This window comes from Nocardia amikacinitolerans, assembly GCF_900215415.1.
GTDB classification, from domain to species: domain Bacteria; phylum Actinomycetota; class Actinomycetes; order Mycobacteriales; family Mycobacteriaceae; genus Nocardia; species Nocardia amikacinitolerans.
The window spans coordinates 987,372-1,009,963 of the sequence record NZ_OBEG01000002.1; the positions used below are offsets into that span (position 1 = coordinate 987,372).

General features: G+C 67.0%; 21 protein-coding genes and 1 pseudogene. 11 read left to right on the plus strand and 11 right to left on the minus strand.

The features are described 5' to 3' along the window. The first annotated feature begins 74 nt into the window (after nucleotides 1-74). Nucleotides 75-848 carry an acyl-[acyl-carrier-protein] thioesterase gene (locus CRP45_RS12560; RefSeq protein ID WP_067784015.1) on the plus strand — a complete coding sequence of 258 codons (774 nt, stop codon included), beginning with the start codon at nucleotides 75-77 and terminating at the stop codon, nucleotides 846-848. An 87-nt stretch (nucleotides 849-935) separates the two neighbouring features. Here CRP45_RS12560 and CRP45_RS12565 read toward each other — a convergent pair whose 3' ends face one another. Continuing rightward, on the minus strand, nucleotides 936-2,606 hold the full coding sequence (locus tag CRP45_RS12565; RefSeq protein ID WP_097245174.1) for an FAD-dependent oxidoreductase: 1,671 nt from the start codon (nucleotides 2,604-2,606) through the stop codon (nucleotides 936-938). Between the two features lie 190 nt (nucleotides 2,607-2,796). Here CRP45_RS12565 and CRP45_RS12570 point away from each other — a divergent pair, with 190 nt between their 5' ends. Beyond that, a complete protein-coding gene (locus CRP45_RS12570) occupies nucleotides 2,797-3,288 on the plus strand; it encodes a SixA phosphatase family protein (protein ID WP_067784011.1) in 492 nt (163 codons plus the stop codon). A gap of 26 nt (nucleotides 3,289-3,314) precedes the next feature. Here the strand turns inward: CRP45_RS12570 and CRP45_RS12575 are convergent, their stop codons facing one another. Further along, on the minus strand, nucleotides 3,315-3,518 hold the full coding sequence (locus CRP45_RS12575; RefSeq protein ID WP_067784009.1) for a hypothetical protein: 204 nt from the start codon (nucleotides 3,516-3,518) through the stop codon (nucleotides 3,315-3,317). Nucleotides 3,519-3,604: 86 nt separating this feature from the next. Here CRP45_RS12575 and CRP45_RS12580 point away from each other — a divergent pair, with 86 nt between their 5' ends. The 6 genes and pseudogenes from CRP45_RS12580 (at nucleotide 3,605) to CRP45_RS12600 (ending at nucleotide 7,574) form a co-directional block, all read left to right on the plus strand. Beyond that, nucleotides 3,605-3,973: a VOC family protein gene (locus CRP45_RS12580; RefSeq protein ID WP_067784007.1), complete on the plus strand. Its 369-nt coding sequence runs from the start codon at nucleotides 3,605-3,607 to the stop codon at nucleotides 3,971-3,973. Between the two features lie 276 nt (nucleotides 3,974-4,249). Further along, nucleotides 4,250-4,702 (plus strand): MerR family transcriptional regulator, encoded by a 453-nt coding sequence (locus CRP45_RS12585; protein WP_097245175.1) that lies wholly within the window; start codon nucleotides 4,250-4,252, stop codon nucleotides 4,700-4,702. Further along, nucleotides 4,699-5,718 carry an aldo/keto reductase gene (locus CRP45_RS12590; protein WP_097245176.1) on the plus strand — a complete coding sequence of 340 codons (1,020 nt, stop codon included), beginning with the start codon at nucleotides 4,699-4,701 and terminating at the stop codon, nucleotides 5,716-5,718. The genes CRP45_RS12585 and CRP45_RS12590 overlap by 4 nt, the downstream gene beginning before the upstream one ends. 87 nt (nucleotides 5,719-5,805) lie before the next feature. Further along, nucleotides 5,806-6,258 (plus strand): annotated as a pseudogene (locus CRP45_RS35110) (carboxymuconolactone decarboxylase family protein); the annotation flags it as partial. A 21-nt stretch (nucleotides 6,259-6,279) separates the two neighbouring features. After that, nucleotides 6,280-6,588, plus strand: coding sequence for a GNAT family N-acetyltransferase (locus CRP45_RS35115; protein ID WP_308209806.1), 309 nt, complete (start codon nucleotides 6,280-6,282; stop codon nucleotides 6,586-6,588). Beyond that, the gene (locus CRP45_RS12600) at nucleotides 6,585-7,574 is read left to right on the plus strand and encodes a pirin family protein (protein WP_097245178.1); all 990 of its coding nucleotides are present in this window, start codon (nucleotides 6,585-6,587) and stop codon (nucleotides 7,572-7,574) included. Before CRP45_RS35115 ends, CRP45_RS12600 begins: the two co-directional genes overlap by 4 nt. 156 nt (nucleotides 7,575-7,730) lie before the next feature. On the opposite strand, the gene CRP45_RS12605 is transcribed toward CRP45_RS12600, so the two are convergent. Both CRP45_RS12605 and CRP45_RS12610 read right to left on the minus strand, forming a co-directional pair. After that, nucleotides 7,731-8,210: an SRPBCC family protein gene (locus CRP45_RS12605; protein ID WP_097245179.1), complete on the minus strand. Its 480-nt coding sequence runs from the start codon at nucleotides 8,208-8,210 to the stop codon at nucleotides 7,731-7,733. Continuing rightward, nucleotides 8,207-8,539, minus strand: coding sequence for an ArsR/SmtB family transcription factor (locus CRP45_RS12610; protein ID WP_097245484.1), 333 nt, complete (start codon nucleotides 8,537-8,539; stop codon nucleotides 8,207-8,209). The genes CRP45_RS12605 and CRP45_RS12610 overlap by 4 nt, the downstream gene beginning before the upstream one ends. A gap of 154 nt (nucleotides 8,540-8,693) precedes the next feature. On the opposite strand from CRP45_RS12610, the gene CRP45_RS12615 reads away from it, so the two are divergent. Continuing rightward, entirely contained in the window at nucleotides 8,694-9,164 is a 471-nt protein-coding gene (locus CRP45_RS12615; protein WP_097245180.1) for a PaaI family thioesterase, read from the plus strand. Nucleotides 9,165-9,494: 330 nt separating this feature from the next. On the opposite strand, the gene CRP45_RS12620 is transcribed toward CRP45_RS12615, so the two are convergent. After that, a complete protein-coding gene (locus tag CRP45_RS12620; protein WP_097245181.1) occupies nucleotides 9,495-10,142 on the minus strand; it encodes a DUF8020 domain-containing protein in 648 nt (215 codons plus the stop codon). A gap of 121 nt (nucleotides 10,143-10,263) precedes the next feature. Beyond that, a complete protein-coding gene (locus tag CRP45_RS12625) occupies nucleotides 10,264-10,728 on the minus strand; it encodes a MarR family winged helix-turn-helix transcriptional regulator (protein ID WP_067791467.1) in 465 nt (154 codons plus the stop codon). An 85-nt stretch (nucleotides 10,729-10,813) separates the two neighbouring features. Between CRP45_RS12625 and CRP45_RS12630 the strand changes: the two genes are divergently transcribed. Next, entirely contained in the window at nucleotides 10,814-11,185 is a 372-nt protein-coding gene (locus CRP45_RS12630) for a VOC family protein (RefSeq protein ID WP_097245182.1), read from the plus strand. A 270-nt stretch (nucleotides 11,186-11,455) separates the two neighbouring features. On the opposite strand, the gene CRP45_RS12635 is transcribed toward CRP45_RS12630, so the two are convergent. Beyond that, nucleotides 11,456-12,130, minus strand: a complete 675-nt coding sequence (locus CRP45_RS12635) for a hypothetical protein (RefSeq protein WP_143861419.1) — start codon at nucleotides 12,128-12,130, stop codon at nucleotides 11,456-11,458. Between the two features lie 270 nt (nucleotides 12,131-12,400). On the opposite strand from CRP45_RS12635, the gene CRP45_RS12640 reads away from it, so the two are divergent. Further along, nucleotides 12,401-13,855, plus strand: a complete 1,455-nt coding sequence (locus CRP45_RS12640; RefSeq protein WP_218841135.1) for an AAA family ATPase — start codon at nucleotides 12,401-12,403, stop codon at nucleotides 13,853-13,855. A 10-nt stretch (nucleotides 13,856-13,865) separates the two neighbouring features. Here CRP45_RS12640 and CRP45_RS12645 read toward each other — a convergent pair whose 3' ends face one another. From CRP45_RS12645 to rpoB, 4 genes are all read right to left on the minus strand, one after another. Next, on the minus strand, nucleotides 13,866-14,273 hold the full coding sequence (locus CRP45_RS12645; protein ID WP_097245184.1) for a type II toxin-antitoxin system VapC family toxin: 408 nt from the start codon (nucleotides 14,271-14,273) through the stop codon (nucleotides 13,866-13,868). Next, nucleotides 14,270-14,470, minus strand: a complete 201-nt coding sequence (locus CRP45_RS12650) for a hypothetical protein (protein WP_101750184.1) — start codon at nucleotides 14,468-14,470, stop codon at nucleotides 14,270-14,272. The genes CRP45_RS12645 and CRP45_RS12650 overlap by 4 nt, the downstream gene beginning before the upstream one ends. A gap of 140 nt (nucleotides 14,471-14,610) precedes the next feature. Beyond that, on the minus strand, nucleotides 14,611-18,564 hold the full coding sequence (locus CRP45_RS12655) for a DNA-directed RNA polymerase subunit beta' (protein WP_067791459.1): 3,954 nt from the start codon (nucleotides 18,562-18,564) through the stop codon (nucleotides 14,611-14,613). A gap of 109 nt (nucleotides 18,565-18,673) precedes the next feature. Then, nucleotides 18,674-22,165: a DNA-directed RNA polymerase subunit beta gene (gene rpoB / locus CRP45_RS12660; RefSeq protein WP_067791457.1), complete on the minus strand. Its 3,492-nt coding sequence runs from the start codon at nucleotides 22,163-22,165 to the stop codon at nucleotides 18,674-18,676. Nucleotides 22,166-22,592 lie beyond the last annotated feature (427 nt).

Here is a 22,592-nt window from a genome sequence, read left to right on the forward strand (position 1 = left end):
CGTACGCCCCGTAAAGTCGTCTCACAACAGCACCGCAAGAAGACGCGGCACAACGTGCAGCGCGAGGAGCACAAGTGTCACTCGATCAGCCACTCGCCCCGCTGACCCAGGAGGGCATGGGCTATGCCTCGGCGTGGCCGGTACGGGCTGGCGATGTGGATCCGTACGACCGATTGAGGTTCGACGCCGTCGCCAGATACCTGCAGGATATCGCCTGGGAACAGTTGCATCACACGTTCCTGCACCGGTCTGATCCGAGCTGGATCGTTCGCCGCACGGTCATCGACGTCATCCGCCCGATCGTCTGGCCGGACCAGGTGCACCTGCTGCGCTGGTGTTCGAGCATGTCGACCAGGTGGACGAACATGCGGGTGCGGATCACCAGCGACAACGGCGGGCTGATCGAGACAGAGGGCTTCTGGATCAATATCAACGAGTCGACCAACCGGCCGACCCGGATCAGCGACGAGGGCCTTTCCTACCTGGCCAGGACCGCGAGCGAGCACCGGCTGCGGTGGCGGCCGTACCTGACCGACTCGACTCCCCCGGAATCGGACACCGACCTACCTTTTCCGGTGCGGGCCACCGACATCGACCAGTACAACCACGTGAACAACGCCTGCTACTGGCAGGCCGTCGAGCAGTTCCTCGTGGACTATCCGAAGCTGGTCGCGGGTCCGCACCGCGCGGTGATCGAGTACGTCGCCCCGGTGCTCGCGCGCCAGCACATCAGCGTGCGCAGCCGCTACGAACCGGGCGACCGCAACGGGCGGCCGGTGCTGCGGCTGTGGTTCGTGGTCGGCGGGACGACCACGACCGTCGTGCGCATCATGCCGCTGCCCGGCTGACGCGCTGAACGCCCTCCGGCCGAACCCGTACGCCCGACGATCCGACCGCCGGGCAGACCACGCGGACCCGCCCGACGGCCTCGGCACTCAGCCCCGCGCCGCCTTGAGCAGGTCCTCGCGGGTGGTGAACTTGACGCGCGGACGGCCAGCGGCCTTGCCCGCCGCCTTCTCCGCCTGATCGATGGACTTCCAACCGGCGCGGTCGACGAGATCGGCCTGCCGCTGCGCGATCAGCGCCTTCAGCGCGCCCCGATCACCCTGCGGCGCAGCGAGTTTGCCCGAGATGAAGTCGGCGACGAGCTGCTCGACGGTCTCCTCGGAGTCGACGCGGTTCGAGCCGATGACCCCGCGCGGACCGCGCTTGATCCAGCCGCTGACGTACACGCCGGGCAGCGGGACGCCGTCCTCACCCAGCACCCGGCCGTGCTCGTTCGGCACTACTGCGCGGCGCTCGTCGAACGGCAGTCCCGCGACGGGCTCGCCGCGGTAGCCGATGGAGCGCAGCACCAGCGAGGCGTCCAGCCGATCGGTCCGGTCGGTCGCGCGGGCGACCAGCTGGCCACCTTCCTCGACCAGTTCGTTGCGCACGAATTCGATGCCGTCGACGCGCTCGGCGCCGGTGACCGCGGTCGGCGAAGCCAGGTAGCGGAAGACGATCCGCTTGTTGGCGGGGTCGCGGCGACCGGCGGCATACTCCTTCGCCAGGGTGTACTTCAGCTGCAAGGACGGCTCGACCTCCGGGTCGTCCAGCAGCGCCTGGCTGGCCGGGTCGAGCTCGAGCTCGGCCTCGTCGACGATCACGTCGACGCCCTTCAGGTGGGCGAGCGCCAGGAACTCCGGCGAGGTGTAGGCCGCTTGCAGCGGGCCGCGCCTGCCGAGCACGACGACCTCGCGGATATTGCTGCCGCGCAGGGCATCCAGCGCGTGGTCGGCGATGTCGGTCTTGGCGAGTTCGTCGGGGTCGACGGTGAGCACGCGCGCCACGTCCAGCGCGACGTTGCCGTTGCCGACGATCACGGCGCGCTCGCCGGACAGGTCGAACTGCCGGTCGGCGTAGTCGGGGTGGCCGTTGTACCAGGCGACGAACTCGGTCGCCGAGTGGCTGCCGGGCAGGTCCTCACCGGGAATGTTCATGTGGCGATCGCTGGCCGCGCCGACCGCGTAGATCACCGCGTGGTGGTGCCCGAGCAGCTCCTCGTGCGAGATGTGTGTGCCAACCTCGACATTCAGGTAGTACTGCAGGGTCTCGCGGCGGAACGCGGACTCGAACATGCCCGAGACCGTCTTGGTTCCCGGGTGGTCGGGGGCGACGCCCGCGCGCACCAGACCCCACGGCGTCGGCAGCCGGTCGAACATCTCGACCTCGGCATCGCAGCGGCGCAACAGTTCGTCGGCGGCGTAGCAGGCCGCGGGCCCGGCGCCGACGATGGCGACGCGCAGGGTGCCGAGTTCCTTCGGCGGGCGCTGCGGCGGCACGATCGGGTCGAAGTTGGATTCGAGCGGGTGCCGTTCGAAGTAGGCCGCATTGATGTCGCGGAACCGCGCGAGCGAGGCCGCCAGATCGTCCTCGGGGAAGATGGCCTCGACCGGGCACGCGTCCACACAGGCGCCGCAGTCGATGCAGGTGTCCGGGTCGATGTAGAGCATTTCGGTCGTCGCGAACTCCGGCTGGTCCGGCGTGGGACGAATGCAGTCGACCGGGCACTCGGAGACGCAGCTGGCGTCGTTGCAACAACGCTGCGTGATTACGTAGGCCATATTGTGCAGATCCTCGAAAATGTACGTGGGCTGGTGCCACCCTGGGTTGCGGTGGGCCGCGGTGTCACAGCGAGCGGATAGCGATATGTGACGCCGCTTTCAGTGTGCCTCGAGAGTGGCGTACGCCTCTCTTCGGACTGCCTACGTGCCTATCACACCCCGGTCACAGGCGGAGGCTTACGGTATTGCCATGGTTCGGACCCTGATCCTGATGCGGCACGGCAAGTCCAGTTACCCGGACGGCGTCGGCGATCACGAGCGCCCGCTCGCGCCGCGCGGACAGCGGGAGGCCGGGCTTGCGGGCGACTGGCTGCGCGAGACCCAGCCGCCGATCGACGCGGTGCGCTGCTCGACCGCCGTACGGACCCGCGAAACACTGGCCGCCACCGGCATCACCGCCCCTGTCGTCTACGAACGCGGCATCTACGAAGCGTCGCCGCGGACCCTCATCGAACTGATCCAGCTCAGCGACGACGACGTCGAGACCCTGCTGCTGATCGGCCACGCACCCGGAATGCCGTGGACCGCATGGGAACTCGCGGCCAATCGCAATTCGAATCAGGCTGTCGAGCTGAGCAGGAAGTTCCCGACGTCGGCGCTCGCCGTGCTCGAATTCGACCGTCCGTGGTCCGACATCGACGCGGGCACCGGCGAACTCGTGCGCTTCCACATTCCCCGCTGAGCTACCCCGGCGTCGGCTGCCGCCGGTCATTTCAGCAGTTTGCCGCCCACCACGACGCCGACGCCGAGCAGGATCAGCAGCAGGAACGCCACGAATCCGTTTGTCAGCCACCAGACGACGCCCAGCGCGACGACGAACGGCGCCACTGCGATCGCGGTGATCACGGGACTCTCCTTGACCGTGGCCCAGGCCGAGCGGGCCCGGATCCGGTCGATTTCCTTTCCAGGCATGCCACCAGAGTAAGCCCGTTTCGGCCCGCCGACTCGGTACCGCCGATATCGGCCGATATGTCGGTGGGCGGTGGGATGCTGACCCGATGGATTGGAAAATCGAACTCGTCGCGATTCCCGTCACCGACGTCGACCGGGCCAAGGACTTCTACACCCGCATCGGCTTCAACGCCGACCACGACCACTCGCCGAGCGAGGACATCCGCTTCGTGCAGCTGACACCGCCCGGTTCGGGCTGTTCGATCTGCATCGGGCGCGGCATCACCGAGGCAGCCCCCGGCAGTGTCGAGGGCATGCAGATGGTGGTCGCCAGCGCCGAGAAGGCCTATCAGCAGCTGATCGAGGCGGGCGTGGACGCCACACCCGTGCAGGACATGGGCTGGGGCCTGTTCACCTTCTTCAGCGATCCCGACGGCAACAAGTGGGCCGTCCAGGAACTGCCGAAGTACAACTGACCCGCGCCTTTCCCCACGTCGTGCCGCACGCCGCGCACGGTCGGCAGAATCGGTGTTGCTTGGAGTGCACTCCAGGTGATTAGCGTCGTCCGTGTTCGACGAGAGGGGCGAGTTCAGTGAGCCAGCGTCAGCGAGTGAACCATCGACACAGCGCGCCATCGCGCACGACGGAGCCGAGCGGCAGCGAGGCGCAGTCGTGAGCGAGCGTCAGCGAGTGAACCATAGGCACAGTCCGCCAACGGGCACGACGCAGCCGAGCGTCGGCGAGGCGGAGTCGTGACGGCAACGGCGCGTAGCGTCGGGGACAGCGAGCGGGAACGGCCGAGGTACTCGATCGGCGAGGCGGCCGAACGGTCGGGTCTGAGCCGCGACACGTTGCGCTGGTACGAGCGGATCGGGTTGATGGATTACATCGGCCGCGACCACACGGGCAAGCGCCGGTTCAGCGATCGGGACCTGGAGTGGCTCGACCTGATCGGCAAGCTGCGCACGACCGGCATGTCGGTCGCCGACATGCTCCGCTACGCGGAGCTGGTGCGCGCTGGTGATTCCACCTTCCCCGAGCGGCTCGCGATGTTCCGTGAGACGCGCGCCGAAGTAGTCGCCAAGATCGCCGAACTGCAACGGACCGTGGCCGTGCTGGACTACAAGATCGCCATCTACGAGGGCAAATCCGCCGTCCGGCCGGCCGCGAGCACCACGGACGACAGCGAAGGGATCAAGACATGACCATCACCGAAACGCTCCCCACCACCGCGCTCGGCGCGAGCGGCATCGAGGTCGGGACGCAGGGCCTTGGCTGCGTGGGAATGAGCGAGTTCTACGGCGCGTCCGACCTCACCGAGTCGCGGGCCACCCTGGATCGGGCGCTGGAACTCGGTGTCACCCTGTTCGACACGGCCGATATCTACGGCTCCGGGCACAACGAGGAATTCCTCGCCGATTTCGTGCGGGCCAATCGCGATCGGGTGGTGCTCGCCACCAAGTTCGGCATCGTCCGCAAGGCCGACGACCCCACCTATCGCGGCATCGACAACTCCCCCGAGTACATCCGCGCCGCCGTCGACGCGAGCCTGCGCAGGCTCGGCATCGAGACCATCGACCTCTACTACATGCACCGCCGCGATGTGCGGGTGCCGATCGAGGATACGGTCGGCGTCCTCGCAGAGCTCGTCGCGGCGGGCAAGGTGCGCGCGCTCGGCCTCTCCGAGGTGACCGGCGCGGAACTGCGCGCGGCGCACGCGGTGCACCCGATCGCCGCGGTGCAGTCGGAGTGGTCGCTGTTCTCCAGGGACGTGGAGAACACCGCGGTGCCCGCCGCGGCGGAACTCGGTGTCGCCTTCGTCCCGTATTCGCCGCTCGGCCGCGGCTTCCTCACCGGATCGTTCAAGGCGGCGGGCGAATTGGCCGACACGAACGACTTCCGCAGGGCGATGCCGCGCTTCACCGGCGACAACGCGGCGCGCAACGCCGAACTGCTTACCCCGGTACGCGCCGTCGCCGAGGCGCGCGGTGTCACGCCCGCGCAGGTCGCGCTGGCCTGGGTGCACAGCAGGGCGGCCGCGCACGGTCTGCCGGTGGTTCCGATTCCCGGCACCCGCAGCCGCAAGCGCCTGGTCGAGAACGTGGCCGCCGCCGCGCTCACCTTGTCCGCCGACGAGCTCGCGACGCTCGAGCCGATCGCGGCGCAGGTGGCCGGAAACCGTTACGCGGATATGTCTTTCACTTCCGCCGGACGGGAGTAGGACACGATCCTCGCCCGGTCGGGCAAAGGGCGTCGATCGATCACTTGAGGGTGACATGTCAACCAAATGCGGCTACGATTCGACACCATGAACCTCGACAACCGGGTGTGGGTCGACAAGCAAACACCCGTCGCCTACCGCGCCCTGCTCGCCACGGCGAAAGAGGTCAGGGCCGCGGCCGCGGCGGCCGGGCTCGACCGCAGGCTCGTCGAGCTGGTCAACATGCGGGTTTCCCAGCTCAACGGCTGCACGCACTGCCTGGACGTCCATCACCGGGCGGCGCTGCGGGCGGGCGCCACCGAGCAGGAGATCGCGGTGCTGCCCGGCTGGCGGCGCGGCGGACCGTACTCGGCACTGGACCGAGCCGCGCTCGCCCTCGCCGAGGTCACGGCCGTTCTGCCGGATGAAGCGACACTCGAGCGTGAGTACGCTTTGGCACGAGAGCATTTGTCGGACGACCAGATGTCGGTAATCGTCTGGGTGGCCACCACGATCGGCGCGTTCAACCGCGTGTCGATCATGAGCCAGCACCCGGTTCGGGCGCACAAGGAGGAGGCAACCATGACCGATCTCGCGGAGACCAAGGTCGCGCGCAATGCGGAGCAGAACCGCTACGAGATCTACTACGGCGGCGAGCTCGCGGGCTTCACCGAATACGTCGAACGCGGCAACGACAGCGACTTCGTGCACACCGAGATCGACAAGGCCTTCGAGGGCAAGGGCCTCGGCAGCAAGCTCGCCAAGGAAGCGCTCGACGACGTGGTCGCGCGCGGCCGGACCATCACCGCGCACTGCCCGTTCATCAAGGCCTACATCGAGAAGCACCCCGAGTACGAAAAGCACATGACCGCCAAGAGCGGGCAGCAGTGAGCGATCTCGATCCGCATCCGGCGGAGTCGGTGTGTGAACCGGCGCCGGGCCCGGGTCCGGTGGCCGAGCTCTACCCCGCGCGGGAGGTGCCGCTTGGCGGCGTGCGCGGCGTTTTCGTGGAACGCGTGCTCCCGCAACGGGATCTGCCGACGGTCGGCGCGTGGTGTTTCCTCGATCATTTCGGCTCGCCGACGGTCACCAAGACCGACGCACCACCCGACATCGAACCGCACCCGCACATCGGTCTGCAGACGGTGACCTGGCCGTTCGAGGGCCGCATCCGGCATCGGGACTCGGTGGGCTCCGATGTCGAGATCAATCCAGGTCAGCTCAACCTGATGACCTCCGGCCGCGGCATCGCGCATTCGGAGTACAGCGTCCCCGACGCCCCCGCGGGCCACGGCCTGCAGCTGTGGATCGCGCTGCCCGGCCATCGCACCGGCATCGACCCGCACTTCGAACAGCATCGGGACCTGCCGGTCTACGAGGCCGACGGCGTGCGCGCCATCGTGCTGATCGGCTCGTTCGCCGGCCTGACCTCGCCCGCCATCGCCTATACCCCGACCGTCGGCGCCGACGTGCGGATCGATCCCGGCGCCGAGATCACCGTTCCGCTCGACCCGGCCTTCGAGCACGCCCTGCTGGTGATCGAGGGCGAGGTGACCGCCGCCGACACGGAGGTCAAGCCGGGTCCGCTGCTCTACCTCGGTTCCGACCGCACCGAGCTGCGGCTGGTCAGCGGCACCGGTGCGCACTTCGCGCTGATCGGCGGCGAGCCGTTCGGCGAGGAACTGGTGATGTGGTGGAACTTCGTGGGGCGCAGTCACGACGAGATCGTGGCCGCGCGCGAGGACTGGGAGAACCGCCGGGTCGAGCGATTCGCCGATATCGCCGGTCACTCGCCCGAGCAGCGCATCCCCGCGCCGCCGATGCCCGCGTTGCACCTGAAGCCGCGCAAGCGGCGCGTCGGCGTGGATCGTTCCTGAATCACGTTCCGCCCCGGAGCTTTCCGGGCCAGTCCGGCACCGCATCCGTGGACTCGGCGGCTCGCGCCAGACGAGATCGCCCGGCGCTCTGGGCGATCGGCGGATCCGCCGGGCGGAGTCGACAAGCAGCTCGACCCCGCCCGCGGGCGATCCGGCTCAGGCCGACTTGGCGAGCAGTTCGTCCAGCTTCCGGTAGCTGGCGTTGAGTCCATCGGACATGCCCGACTGCAGCATGCCGTCGCGCTCTTCCGGCGTGTGGAACTGGCTGACGGTGACGACCTTGGTGCGGCCGTCGCCGAGATCGATGAATGTGGTGGCGTCGATGGCGACGTGCGCGGGCATGCCGTCCCACTCGAAGGACTGCACGATCCGCTCCTTCGGGGTGATCTCGCGGAACCGCCCCTCGAAGCCGTGCGAACCGTCCTCGGAGTTCTCCACGAAGCGGTAGTGGCCGCCCTTGCGGAATTCCCAGCGCTCCACGTCCATTCGATTGCCACGCGCCCACCACTGGACCAGTTGCTCGATCCGACTGTAGGCGTCCCACACCCGGTCGAGCGGGGCGTCGAAAATCCGCTCGACGTGGATCTCCCGATCGACGGGAGTGGTGATGTCGGCGTCGCGGGTTGTCGTGCTCATTGGTCTGGCTCCGTTCGTTCGAGGAATTCACCGAGACGGTCCATCCGGGCTTCCACCATCCGCCGATAACCCTGCAGCCACGCCACTTCGCGGTCGAAGACGTTCTCGCCGAGTCGGCAATACCTGACCCGGCCCCGCTTCTCCGTGACGATCATGCCCGCGTCCTCCAGCAGCCGGATGTGCTTCTTGATGCCGGTGAGGGTCATCTCGAAACGCTCGGCCAGTTCGCTGACGGTCGCGGGCCCGCGGCCGAGGCACTCGAGGATCCCACGCCGGGTGGGGTCCGCCAGCGCCCCGAACGAGGCGTCGAGGAAGTCATACTGAACCATCAGGTTCAGTATTGCGAGCCCGTGGTCGCGAGTCAATACCCGCGCGCGAATCCGATCGACGTCTCCGCGAACGCCCGCCCGAAGTGGACAAGCCCGGCGAGGGTCGGGTAAAACTGGAACACGTTTCAATTGCCGCGACCCGGTGGGAGTTCGGATGGACAGCGCGACCATGGGTGACCTGGTGATGGCCGGGTTCCAGAAGCTGGGGTTCATCCAGTACGCCGGCATCGAGGGCGTCGAGTTCGACGCGGGACGCAATGTCGTCGCCATCGCCCCGCGCGCCGAACACCTCAACCACAACGGCGATCTGCACGCGGCCGTGCTGTTCGGCCTGGCCGAGACGGCCGCGATGGGCGCCGCCGTCTCGGGCATCGTGGACCTGATGGGCGAGACGTTCATCGTCGCCCGCGACGGCCGCATCGAGTATCTGGCGCGAGCCAAGGGCTCGGCGGGCCCCTTCCACGCCACCTCGGAATTCGACGCGGACACCCTAGAGCGCCTTCGCTCGGACATCGCGGGGCGCGTCGCGGTGGAGCTCGAGGTGCCGGTCGAGATTGCCGACGGCGCCGGAAAGCCGGTTGCCGCAGCGAGATTCACCGCTGTCATCCGGCCGAGAAGGAAGTAGGCGCACCTCCGCCTTCGCTGCGGCCGTGCGCGGGCTATCGACAGACCCCGTCCGGCCGCGTCGGCTAGGCGAAACCTCCGCCTTCGCTCCGGCCATGCGCAGGCTGTCGACAGACTCCGCCCGGCAGCATCGACTGGGCGTACCCCGGCCGTCGCCGCGGCCGTGCGCGGGCTATCGACAGACCCCGTCCGGCTGCGTCGGCTAGGCGAAACCTCCGCCTTCGCTCCGGCCGTGCGCAGGCTGTCGACAGACTCCGCCCGGCGTCGACCAAACGTACGCGGGTCATCGGGACGCAGAAGCTCACCCCTGCGCCCCGAACGAAGGGGTGGGTCAGGGCTGGCCGGTGAGGTACGCCTGAGCCGCGTCGATGGCAGGCTGACCGCCCGCCTGGTACAGCCCCGCGAACGCGCCGATCACGCCGCCGACGACGGTGGTGATCGGGACCGTGATGAAGTCGAGAACGAACAGACCAAGCGGGAATCCGACAAGGAAGCCGATGCCCGCGCCGATGGCGGCGCCCGCGAGGATCTGCGGCATGGCCTTCTCCGCCTCGGCGAAGAAGCGCTCCTGCGAACTGATCTCGCGCACCGGCGTTTCCGACATCGCGGCGGGCGCGAGGGTCAGTCGGGTGCCTGCCTCGTCCACGATCGGGGTGAGATCGACGCGGTGACCCTCGATGTGCAGGGTCATCGGTAGGGCGGCGACGATCTGGCCTGCCCGGTCGGCGATGGTGACGATGCGGTCGTCGTTGACGAGGCCGAAGGTGCCTTCCTCCAGCGTGGTCACGGTGGAACGGCGGTCCTCGGCCACTGCGACGCGGTAGTCGATCTCGTGGAACGCGCCGCTGAGGTTCAGCGCCGCCGCGGCCGGTGCGGTCTGCGCGAGCGGGTCCGCGGGCTCGGCGTGCACGACGCCCGACGAGAGACCGGTGGCCGCCAGTGCCAGCAACGCCGTCGCGGTGATTCTGCTGATCCTCATCCTGTGCTTCCTGTCGCGCCGTCCGGTTCACATTGTCCGGTTTGTCCGCCGACAACTTACCGGCCGACGGGCGGCTTCAGAAGAGCGTCAAGGCAATTGGGTGTGATCTAACAACGCGGACTCAGTCGCGCAGTTCCGCGCTGAGGCGCTGGAGGTAGCCGGCGAAGCGGCGGCGATCGTCGGCGGACCAGTCGGCGGTGAGCTCGGCGAAGACGTTCCGCTGCCAGTCGCGGGCATCGGCGAGCAGGCGTTCGCCGCGAGCCGTGAGGCGCAGCGCGGTGCGGCGGCGGTCGACTTCGGATTCCGACCGGGCGAGAAACCCCGCCGCGGTCGCGTCGCGCACCATGCGACTGGCGCCGGACTGATCGAGGCCGAGCTGGTGCGCGACGGCGGTGACGGTGGGTTCGCCGTCCCGCTCGGTCGCCGTCGCCACCGCCTCCACGACCTGGATGTGCTGCACGTTCCGCAGTTCCTCTGGCAGCCGCGCCGAGCTGCGGTTGATCCACCGCCGGGACCAGAACCGGACCACCTGGAACAGTGCGGGTCCGCCATCGATCGCGGTGTCCGGGGTGGTGGTCCTGTTCATGAGGTTCAGGGTAGTCGCACGACGCCAGTTACATGCGATACGCATGTAATATGTATGCGAATCGCATTCAACTGTGGAGGTTGCGGTGTCCATTGTTCTGAACCACACGATCGTCCGTGCCGCCGACAAAGCCGCAGCGACTACGTTCTTCGCCGAACTCATGGGCTTGACGGTGGGCGCGCCGACCGGGCCCTTCCTGCCGGTGCGCCTCAACGCCGATCTCACGTTCGATTTCGACGACCGCGGCGCGGTCACGCCGCAGCACTTCGGTTTTCTGGTCGACGACGAGCGGTTCGACGCGGTGCTGTCGCGACTTCAGCGATGGCCCGACGTGCGGTACGGGTCCGGACCGGAGCGGGGCTGGGATCGCAGGATCAACCGGCTGGCAGGCGGTCGCGGGGTGTACGTGCTCGCCCCGGATGGACACAGTTACGAGCTGTTCACCGCGGTTCCGTAGGCGCGCGTCCCCGACCGTCGATGCCCGCGCAGGGCTTCGCGGTCGAAGTGCCGACGGCCGCCACGCCGCATACGCGAATCGGAGGCCGCATACGCGAATCGGAGGCCGCGCTTTTCGAAGAAGCGGCGGCGGTTCGTCTCGGCGAGCAGGCATCCAGCAGCCGGATTCCGCCCACCAACGCATGCGGACCGCCGCGCGACCGGCCCCCAGCGGCGCGCGAGTGGATCCCGTTCGGCCAACGCAGATCTCCGCCGTTCACCGGACGAGCACTCACCCACCTGCACGCAGCCGGATTTCGTTGACCAGGCTGAGCAGGGTATCCAGCGTCGCGGGTGGGCCCGTCAGCCTGGCGAAGGCGAGGGTGTCGACGGGGCCGCCGGTGTCGGCGGCGAAGGCGTACGTCATGGCGACTCGTACCCGAGGCTCACCGTCGATGTCGGCCGGGGATTCCGTGAAGGCGGTCGCGGGATCCGTTGCGCGCCAGCGTGGTTCCGGTCCGATGAGTTCGGTACGGAAACCGGTCTGCTCCGTGTCGCGGCAAGGTGCGCGGCAGGACTGCACGCCGATCCAGCCGCCCGCCCGGCTCCCGCCGCGCTCGTCGGCGCAGGTCCACACCACATCGGCCCGCAATCGCTTGCTGCCGCCGATGCAGCCCCAGGTCTCCGGAACGTCGAAATCGAACGGCATCCCGCGCAGACCGCGCATCGGCGTGAGCCGCATGCCGGGCCCGTACGTCGGCCCGACCACCGGACCGGGCACACCGTCGCGCACCAACAGCACCGCGGGCCGCCGCGGCACCTCCCTCGGCAACGCGGCGGGCATCCCTTGCGGCGGCGGCCCGATCACCGACGTCGCGGGCCCCGAGCCGGGCTGCTCCTCCCGCCGCTCCACCTCCCACACCGCGGCCGCCCCAACGCACAACGCCACCGACACAACCAAACTCACCAGCGCCCCCGCCGCCCGAGCCCGCCCACGCACGGTCCCCCGCCGCAACGAACCCCACCCCAACGCACTGCCGCCCACGAACGCGCCCCCTTACGCACACTCAGCCGTCCGGGCCGCCCCGACACCGAACCAGCGCCAAGCCGTGCCACATCTTAACTGCGCCACCGTCTTTCAGTCGCAACATCGAAAATCACACACCACCGATACATGCCCCGCAGACCCCACCCCAAGATCCGTATAAGCGTAGTTATAAGAAGTATAGTTATAAGCATGGCCACAATGCGGAAACCCGAGAGGGTGTTCGATCGCGACCGCGAGTGGGAGGGATTGCTACGCTTCGCCACCTCGCCCAGCTCGGACGTGCGATTGGGCATCGTCAGCGGTCGTCGACGGCAGGGCAAGACCTTCCTGCTCGACGCGCTCTCCGAGGTCGTGGGCGGCTTCTTCTTCACTGCGACCGAGGCGACCGAGATCGAGGCCTTGGAGCGCTTCGGCCGGGCCGTCGCGCGATACGCGGGTGGGGGGCGCTACGTCTTCCGCAATTGGGAAGAAGCGCTCGAGCGGTTGTTCGCTGTCGTCGGCGACGACCTGATCGTCATCGATGAGTTTCCGTATCTGACCAAAGCCACGCCCTCGTTGCCTTCGTTACTCCAGTGGGCCCTGGACCCGCGCGGCCCCGCCCGGGTCGCTGGTTCACGGATCCTGTTGTGCGGGTCGGCGGTGTCGGTGATGGGCGGCCTGCTGTCCGGCAGTGCACCCCTGCGCGGACGAGCGAGTTTGGAGTTGGTCGTCAAACCGCTCGGCTATCGACAGGCGGCCGCCTTTTGGGGAATCGAGGACCCTCGACTAGCCGTACTTGTCCATTCGATCGTTGGCGGCACTCCGGCCTACCGTCGCGACTTCGTGGCCGGAGATGCACCCGAATCGCTCGAGGATTTCGATTCGTGGGTTTTGCGTACGGTTCTGAACCCGCAGGTTCCGCTGTTCCGTGAGGCTCGCTATCTCCTCGCCGAGGAAACCGAGATCCGCGATGTGGCTTTGTATCACGCGGTGCTGGCTGCCATAGCCACCGGAAATACGACGCGCGGCGGCATCGCAGGCGCGATCGGCCGCAGCTCCACCGATATGGCGCATCCGCTTTCGGTATTGGAAGACTCCCAACTGATCGTTCGCGAGGCGGACCCCTTTCAGAAGGGCAAACCGGTCTTCCGGATCGCCGAGCCACTGATCGTGTTCTACGAAGCGATCATGCGACGTCACTGGACGCCCTTGGAACGAGGCAATCAGGCTGCGGCATGGCGAAGTTCGCAGGCCACCTTCCTTTCCCAGGTCGTCGGACCTCATTTCGAGACGATATGCCGGGATTGGGCAATGTCAGTTGGTCCCGAGGTCTTCGGTGAATTGCCGGGACATGTCGCCGGCGCGGTGGTCAAGGACCCGGATCGACGAAGCCAGATCCAGATCGACGTCGCGGTCCTCGCGCCCGAAGAGCCCGGACGCCGCCGCCGCATTCTGTCGCTCGGCGAGGTGAAATGGGACCGCACGATGACGACGGGACATCTGGACCGCCTTATCCGTGCACGAGAGCTGCTGTCCGGCAAGGGATACGACGTCTCCGACACGGTCCTCGCGTGCTACAGCGGCGCGGGTTTCGATGAAGGCCTGCGCACCTCCACGGAGAAGCCGCTCCTGATCGACCTCGAAACTCTCTATGCACAAGCGTGATTCGTGAGGATCAGGGCACCACGTTCAGATAATCCAGCCCAGCCGTTCTGACTCCACGGAAGTGCTGGTCAGCAGTAGCGATGTCGTGAACACCTAGCCGCTCGGCCACCGCAATCAGAGACGCGGCGGCAGCGCCAAGGGGAAAGTCGGCGAATTGCTTCATCAAGTCGATGATCCGCGGAGTGTCGTCAGGGTTGAACTCTTCCCGAAAAACGCCATTGCTGACCGCGTCCATGAACTGGATCTCGGCGTGAGCGCCTGCGTACTTCTGGAGGAGATAAGTCACCTCGGCTACCACGTACGGGGTCACGAGGAAGTCGTCCGTGCGGCTGTTCAGGAATGCACGCATCTCTGCGTGGCGCCGGTCCTTGCGGTTCATCACCGCGACCAGGACGTTCGCGTCGATGATCAGCGTCATGGTGCCTCGTACAGTTCGGCATCCATTCGTTCGCTGAGGTCTTCCGGTCCATCGAATGACGGCAGCGCGGCCAAACGATCAGACGCACCACCCTTGACCAGACGCAGCAGGACGGCGCGCGCCTCACGAGCAGACTCGGGCGGCAGCTGCTCGATCAGCCGATGCAGCTCCGGGTAGTGGTCGTACGCCACGCTCATGCGCCCAAGGATACCCTCCACGCAGGTCGGCGTGATTTCGAAGCCGCGCCAGCGAACTCCGCGACGCAGCATCGCCCGAAACGCGAACGGCCCCCGCTCCGGGAAGGAGCGGGGGCCGAAGGCTTATCGGCGCCTACCGATTACCGGTAGTCGCTGAAACCGTAGTCGTCCAGCGGGACCGCGGCACCGGTGGTGGTGCCGAAGCTGTCCGGGCTGTAGTAGGTGTCGTCGTAGGACGGCACCGCGTACGCCGCGGCACGAGCCTCTTCGGTCGGCTGCACCTGGATGTTGCGGTAGCGGTTGATGCCGGTACCGGCCGGGATCAGCTTGCCGATGATCACGTTCTCCTTGAGGCCGATGAGCTTGTCGGAGCGGCAGTTGATCGCCGCGTCCGTCAGGACTCGGGTGGTCTCCTGGAAGGACGCCGCCGACAGCCACGAGTCGGTGGCCAGCGACGCCTTGGTGATACCCATCAGCACCGGGCGACCCGAGGCGGGCTCGCCGCCCTCGGAGACCACGCGACGGTTGGAGGACTCGAACTCGGAACGCTCGGTGAGCGAACCGGGCAGGAACTCCGTTGCGCCGGAATCGATGATCGTCACGCGACGCAGCATCTGGCGCACGATGACCTCGATGTGCTTGTCGTGGATCGACACACCCTGCGAGCGGTAGACCTCCTGGACCTCGTGGACCAGGTGGATCTGCACCTGACGGGGGCCCATCACGCGCAGCACCTCGTGCGGATCCGCCGCGCCTTCCAGCAGCTGCTGGCCGACCTCGACGTGGTCACCGTCGGAGAGCAGACGCTCGGTGCCGTCGTCGTGCTTGAACACGCGCAGACGCTGACGCTTCGAGAGCTTGTCGTAGACAACCTCTTCACCACCGTCGTCCGGGATGATGGTGATCTTGTAGAAGCGGTCGTCGTCCTCGAGCCGCACGCGACCCGAGACCTCGGCGATCGGCGCCTTGCCCTTCGGCACGCGAGCCTCGAAGAGCTCCTGAACACGCGGCAGACCACCGGTGATGTCGTCACCCGCGACACCACCCTGGTGGAAGGTACGCATGGTCAGCTGGGTACCGGGCTCACCGATGGACTGCGCGGCCACGATGCCGACGGCCTCGCCGATGTCGACCAGCTTGCCGGTCGCCATCGAGCGGCCGTAGCAGGTCGCGCAGACGCCGGTGCCGGTGGTGCAGGTCAGCACGGAGCGGACCTTCACCTCGGTGATACCCGCGTCGAGCAGCGCCTCGATGGCCGGGTCGCCCAGGTCGGCGCCCTTGTTCACCACGACGTTGCCGGACGCGTCCAGCGCGTCGGCGGCGAGCGTGCGAGCGTACGCGGAGGTCTCCACGTGCGCGTCGCGGATGATGGTGCCGTCGAGCTGCTTCTCGGCGATCGGCACGACGATGCCGCGCTCGGTGCCACAGTCGTGCTCGCGCACGATGACGTCCTGCGAGACGTCCACCAGACGACGGGTCAGGTAACCCGAGTCGGCGGTACGAAGCGCGGTGTCGGCCAGACCCTTACGAGCGCCGTGGGTGTTGATGAAGTACTCCAGAACCGTCAGGCCCTCACGGAAGGAGGACTTGATCGGCCGCGGGATGAACTCACCCTTCGGGTTCGTCACCAGGCCCTTCATACCGGCGAGGGTACGGGTCTGGGTGAAGTTACCCGTCGCGCCCGAGTCGACGATCGTGATGATCGGGTTGTCGGCCGGGTAGTGCGCGCGCAGCGCCTTACCGACCTCCTCGGTCGCCTCCTGCCAGATCTTGACCAGGGCGTTGTTGCGCTCCTGGTGATCGAGCGCACCACGCTGGTACTTCTTCTCGATCTGATCCGACTGCGCCTCGTAGCGCTCCATGATCTCGGCCTTCTCCGGCGGAACGAGAACGTCCGACATGGAGACGGTGACACCCGAACGCGTGGCCCAGTAGAAGCCCGCGTCCTTGAGCTTGTCGACGGTCTGCGCGACCACGATCATCGGGTAGCGCTCGGCGAGATCGTTGATGATCGTCGCCTGCCGCTTCTTCGGCATCTGCTCGTTGATGAACGGGTAGTCCGCGGGCAGCAGCTCGTTGAACAGCACCCGGCCCAGCGTGGTCTCGGTGGTCCACGCGTCGCCACGCTGCCAGCCCTCCGGGAACAGCTCCGCCTCGACGTCCTTCGGCGGACGCTGGGTGGTGAGCCGCACCTTGATCAGGGAGCGCACGGTCAGCTCGCCGCGGTCGACCGCCATCTGCGCCTCGGCGGGCGAGGAGTACACGCCGAACTCCGGCGCGCCGTTCGACGCGGGCTTGTACTCGCCCTTGGCGCCGTCGACCTGACGGGTCAGGTAGTACAGGCCGGTCACCATGTCGAGACGCGGCATGGCGAGCGGACGACCCGACGCGGGCGACAGGATGTTGTTCGAGGACAGCATCAGGATGCGGGCCTCGGCCTGCGCCTCCGCCGACAGCGGAAGGTGCACGGCCATCTGGTCACCGTCGAAGTCGGCGTTGAACGCCTCACAGACCAGCGGGTGCAGCTGGATGGCCTTGCCTTCCACCAGCTGCGGCTCGAAGGCCTGGATGCCGAGGCGGTGCAGGGTGGGCGCACGGTTCAGCAGCACGGGGTGTTCGGCGATGACCTCTTCGAGGACGTCCCACACCTGCGGCCGCTGCCGCTCAACCATCCGCTTGGCGGACTTGATGTTCTGCGCGTGGTTCAGGTCGACCAGGCGCTTCATCACGAACGGCTTGAACAGCTCCAGCGCCATCAGCTTCGGCAGACCGCACTGGTGCAGCTTCAGCTGCGGACCGACGACGATGACCGAACGGCCCGAGTAGTCGACGCGCTTACCGAGCAGGTTCTGCCGGAAGCGGCCCTGCTTGCCCTTGAGCAGATCGGACAGCGACTTGAGCGGACGGTTGCCCGGTCCGGTGACCGGACGGCCGCGGCGGCCGTTGTCGAACAGGGCGTCGACGGACTCCTGCAGCATCCGCTTCTCGTTGTTGACGATGATCTCGGGCGCGCCGAGGTCGATCAGTCGCTTGAGGCGGTTGTTGCGGTTGATCACGCGACGGTACAGGTCGTTCAGGTCGGAGGTGGCGAAGCGGCCACCGTCGAGCTGAACCATCGGGCGCAGCTCCGGCGGGATCACCGGAACGGCGTCGAGCACCATGCCCATCGGCGAGTTGCCGTTGGCCTGGAAGGCCGCGACGACCTTGAGCCGCTTGAGCGCGCGCAGCTTCTTCTGGCCCTTGCCGGTGCGAATGGTCTCGCGCAGGTTCTCGGCCTCGGCCTCGATGTCGAAGTTCTCCATCAGCTTCTGGATGGACTCCGCACCCATGGCGCCGGTGAAGTACTCGCCGTAGCGGTCGGTCAGCTCGCGGTAGAGCACCTCGTCCACGATGAGCTGCTTGGGGGCCAGCTTGGTGAAGGTGTTCCAGATCTCCTCGAGCCGGTCCAGCTCGCGCTGGGCACGGTCGCGGAGCTGGCGCATCTCGCGCTCGCCGCCGTCCTTGACCTTGCGGCGCACATCGGACTTGGCGCCCTCCGCCTCCAGCTCGGCCAGGTCGGCTTCCAGCTTCTGCGCGCGGGCCTCGAGGTCGGCGTCGCGCTGATCGGCGACGGCCTTCTTCTCGACCTCCATCTCGGCTTCGAGCGTGGAGAGCTCGTTGTGACGCAGCTCCTCGTCGACGCCGACGATGACGTACGCGGCGAAGTAGATGATCTTTTCCAGATCCTTCGGCGCCAGGTCCAGCAGGTAACCGAGGCGCGACGGCACGCCCTTGAAGTACCAGATGTGGGTGACCGGCGCGGCCAGCTCGATGTGGCCCATCCGCTCACGGCGCACCTTGGCGCGGGTGACCTCGACGCCACAGCGCTCACAGATGATGCCCTTGAAGCGGACACGCTTGTACTTACCGCAGTAGCACTCCCAGTCCCTGGTGGGACCGAAGATCTTCTCGCAGAAGAGGCCGTCCTTCTCCGGCTTCAGCGTGCGGTAGTTGATGGTCTCCGGCTTCTTCACCTCGCCGTAGGACCACTGGCGGATGTCTTCGGCGGTGGCAAGGCCGATCCGGAGTTCATCGAAGAAGTTGACGTCTAGCACGTAACTTCCTTTCCCCTGTGCGGGTCGAATTCGAGCAAAAGTTCACTAGTTGGTTGTTCGCGATGGGCGCGGACGTCGTCGGTGACCGAATACATCCGCGCCCGACCGCCTAGTTCGCCAAATCGTCGACGGTGGCCGCTTCGTTCCTGGACAGGTTGATGCCCAGGTTCGCAGCAGCGCGCTCCAGGTCCTCGTCCTCGCCTTCGCGCAGCTCGATCGCGGCGCCGTCCGAAGACAGCACCTCGACGTTGAGGCACAGCGACTGGAGTTCCTTGAGGAGCACCTTGAACGACTCCGGAATGCCCGGCTCCGGAATGTTCTCGCCCTTCACGATCGCCTCGTAGACCTTCACGCGGCCCACGACGTCGTCGGACTTGATGGTGAGCAGTTCCTGCAGCGTGTAAGCCGCACCGTAGGCCTGCATGGCCCAGCACTCCATCTCACCGAAGCGCTGACCACCGAACTGCGCCTTACCACCGAGCGGCTGCTGGGTGATCATCGAGTACGGGCCGGTCGAACGCGCGTGGATCTTGTCGTCGACCAGGTGGTGCAGCTTCAGGATGTACATGTATCCGACAGCCACCGGGTACGGGAACGGCTCGCCGGAGCGGCCGTCGAACAGGGTGGCCTTGCCGTTGTCGTCGACCATGCGCTCGCCGTCGCGGTTCGGCAGGGTCGAGGACAGCAGACCGGTCAGCTCCTCCTCGCGGGCGCCGTCGAACACCGGGGTGGCGATGTTCGAGTCGGCGGGCGCGCCGAGCATCTCCTCCGGCAGGCTCTTTGCCCAGTCGGGGTTGCCCTCGACCTGCCAGCCTGCCTTGCCGATCCAGCCCAGATGCGTTTCCAGGATCTGGCCGATGTTCATACGACGCGGCACACCGTGGGTGTTGAGGATGATGTCGACCGGGGTGCCGTCCGGAAGGAACGGCATGTCCTCGGTCGGCAGGATCTTGCCGATGACACCCTTGTTGCCGTGGCGGCCTGCGAGCTTGTCGCCGTCCTGGATCTTGCGCTTCTGCGCCACGTAGACCCGAACCAGCTCGTTGACGCCGGGAGGCAGGTCGTCCTCGTCGTCGCGGGAGAACACCCGGATGCCGATGACCTTGCCGGACTCACCGTGCGGCACCTTCAGCGAGGTGTCGCGGACCTCGCGCGCCTTCTCACCGAAGATCGCGCGGAGCAGCCGCTCCTCGGGGGTCAGCTCGGTCTCGCCCTTCGGGGTGACCTTGCCGACCAGGATGTCGCCGTCACGGACCTCGGCGCCGATGCGCACGATGCCGCGCTCGTCCAGGTCGGCGAGCACCTCGTCGGAGACGTTCGGGATGTCCCTGGTGATCTCCTCGGCGCCCAGCTTGGTGTCGCGGGCGTCGATCTCGTGCTCCTCGATGTGGATCGAGGTGAGAACGTCCTCTTCCACGAGGCGCTGCGACAGGATGATCGCGTCCTCGTAGTTGTGGCCTTCCCACGGCATGATCGCCACGAGCAGGTTCTTGCCGAGCGCCATCTCACCGTTCTCGGTGCACGGGCCGTCGGCCAGGACCTGGCCCTTCTCCACCCGCTGGCCCTCGTCGACGATGGGCCGCTGGTTGGAGCAGGTGCCCTGGTTGGAGCGGTTGAACTTCCGCATGCGGTAGCTCTTGCGGGTGCCGTCGTCGGCCATGACCGTGACGTAGTCGGCGGAGACTTCCTCGACCACACCGGACTTCTCGTTCACCACGACGTCACCGGCGTCGACGGCGGCGCGCAGCTCCATGCCGGTGCCGACGATCGGGGCCTCGGAACGGATCAGCGGCACGGCCTGACGCTGCATGTTCGCGCCCATGAGGGCACGGTTGGCGTCGTCGTGCTCGAGGAACGGGATCATGGCGGTCGCGACCGACACCATCTGGCGCGGCGAGACGTCCATGTAGGTCACCTCGGTCGGGGCGACGAACTCCATCTCCTCGTTGCCGCGGCGCGCGAGCACCCGCTCCTCGAGGAAGTTGCCGTCGGCGTCGACCGGCGAGTTCGCCTGGGCGCGGACCTCGCGGTCCTCCTCGTCGGCGGTGAGGTACTTGACCTCGTCGGTGACCTTGCCGTCGACGACCTTGCGGTACGGCGTCTCGATGAAGCCGAACGGGTTGACCCGCGCGTACACCGACAGCGAGCCGATCAGGCCGATGTTCGGGCCTTCCGGGGTCTCGATCGGGCACATGCGGCCGTAGTGCGACGGGTGGACGTCTCGAACTTCCAGGCCGGCGCGCTCACGGGACAGACCACCCGGGCCGAGCGCCGAGAGACGACGCTTGTGGGTCAGACCCGACAGCGGGTTGTTCTGGTCCATGAACTGCGACAGCTGGGAGGTTCCGAAGAACTCCTTGATCGCGGCGACGACCGGACGGATGTTGATCAGGGTCTGCGGCGTGATGGCCTCGACGTCCTGGGTGGTCATCCGCTCGCGGACGACGCGCTCCATGCGGGAGAGGCCGACCCGGATCTGGTTCTGGATCAGCTCGCCGACGGTGCGCAGGCGACGGTTGCCGAAGTGGTCGATGTCGTCCACCTCGACCGGCACCTCTTCGCCGCCGGGGGCGGTCATGACCTTGTCGCCCGCGTGCAGGCGAACGAGGTACTCGATGGTGGTGACGATGTCTTCCTTCGTCAGCACCGAACCGATGACCGGCTCGTTGAGGTGGATGCCCAGCTTCTTGTTGATCTTGTAGCGACCGACGCGCGCCAGATCGTAGCGCTTCTCCTTGAAGAACAGGTTCTCCAGCAGGGTCTGCGCGGACTCCTTGGTCGGCGGCTCGCCCGGACGCAGCTTGCGGTAGATGTCCAGCAGCGCCTCGTCCTGACCGGCGGTGTTGTCCTTCTCGAGGGTGGACATCATGATCTCGGAGAAGCCGAAGCGCTCGACGATCTCCTCGGTGGTCCAGCCGAGCGCCTTGAGCAGCACGGTGACCGGCTGACGACGCTTGCGGTCGATGCGCACGCCGACGGTGTCGCGCTTGTCGACGTCGAACTCCAGCCACGCGCCGCGCGACGGGATGACGCGCACGCTGTGCAGGTCCTTCTCGGTGCCCTTGTCGATCGAGTGATCGAAGTAGACGCCCGGGGAGCGGACCAGCTGCGAGACGACGACACGCTCGGTGCCGTTGATGATGAACGTGCCCTTGTCGGTCATCATCGGGAAATCACCCATGAAGACCGTCTGGCTCTTGATCTCGCCGGTGTTGTTGTTGATGAACTCCGCGGTGACGAACAACGGCGCCGCGTAGGTCATGTCCTTTTCTTTGCACTCGTCGATCGAGGCCTTGACCTCTTCGAAGCGCGGATCCGAGAAGGACAGGGACATGGAGCCGGAGAAGTCCTCGATCGGCGACAGCTCCTCGAGCACCTCCTCGAGTCCACCGACAAGGCCGACGTCGCCGCGAGCGGCCGCGCGCTCGCGCCATTCCGACGAACCGACCAACCAGGAGAACGATTCCGTTTGTAGATCGAGAAGACCCGGCACTTCCAAGGGTTCACGGATCTTCGCGAAGGAGACCCGCTTGGGGGCTCCAGGGATACCGGCAACTGCCTTGGTCTGGGTGGAGACTGCCAAGATGCGTCCTTCCAGCACCTCACGCGCGTCGCGTGGTGGTCCGCGACCGTCGCTTGCTTCTGCTACGAATTCCGCTGGTCACAACCCGAACGAAACCCGAACAGGCAACAACGGAAGTAACACCGGAAGGCGAAACTTACGTGTGCGAATCGAGGTATGGACAGGAGGCAGCCAGCGCAAAGTCCAAACCTACACTCATAGACACGGAGGTGTCAAAGTACCACCCGTGTGATCCTCTACGCCGCTGGCGCGCCGTGGCCTTGGCCACCCCTGGGCCATGGGCCGGACGCGCGCTGCGTCGTAGGCAAGCGGCCGGTCGGCCGACCCCGCGCGGGCGATGCCCGGCACCCGGATCGCTGGCTGCGTCGAGGGCCACGGGGCGGCTGAAACCACTTGTGACAGCTGCCGCTGTTGTGAATAGCGTGACGGGTCGGGCGAAACTCGT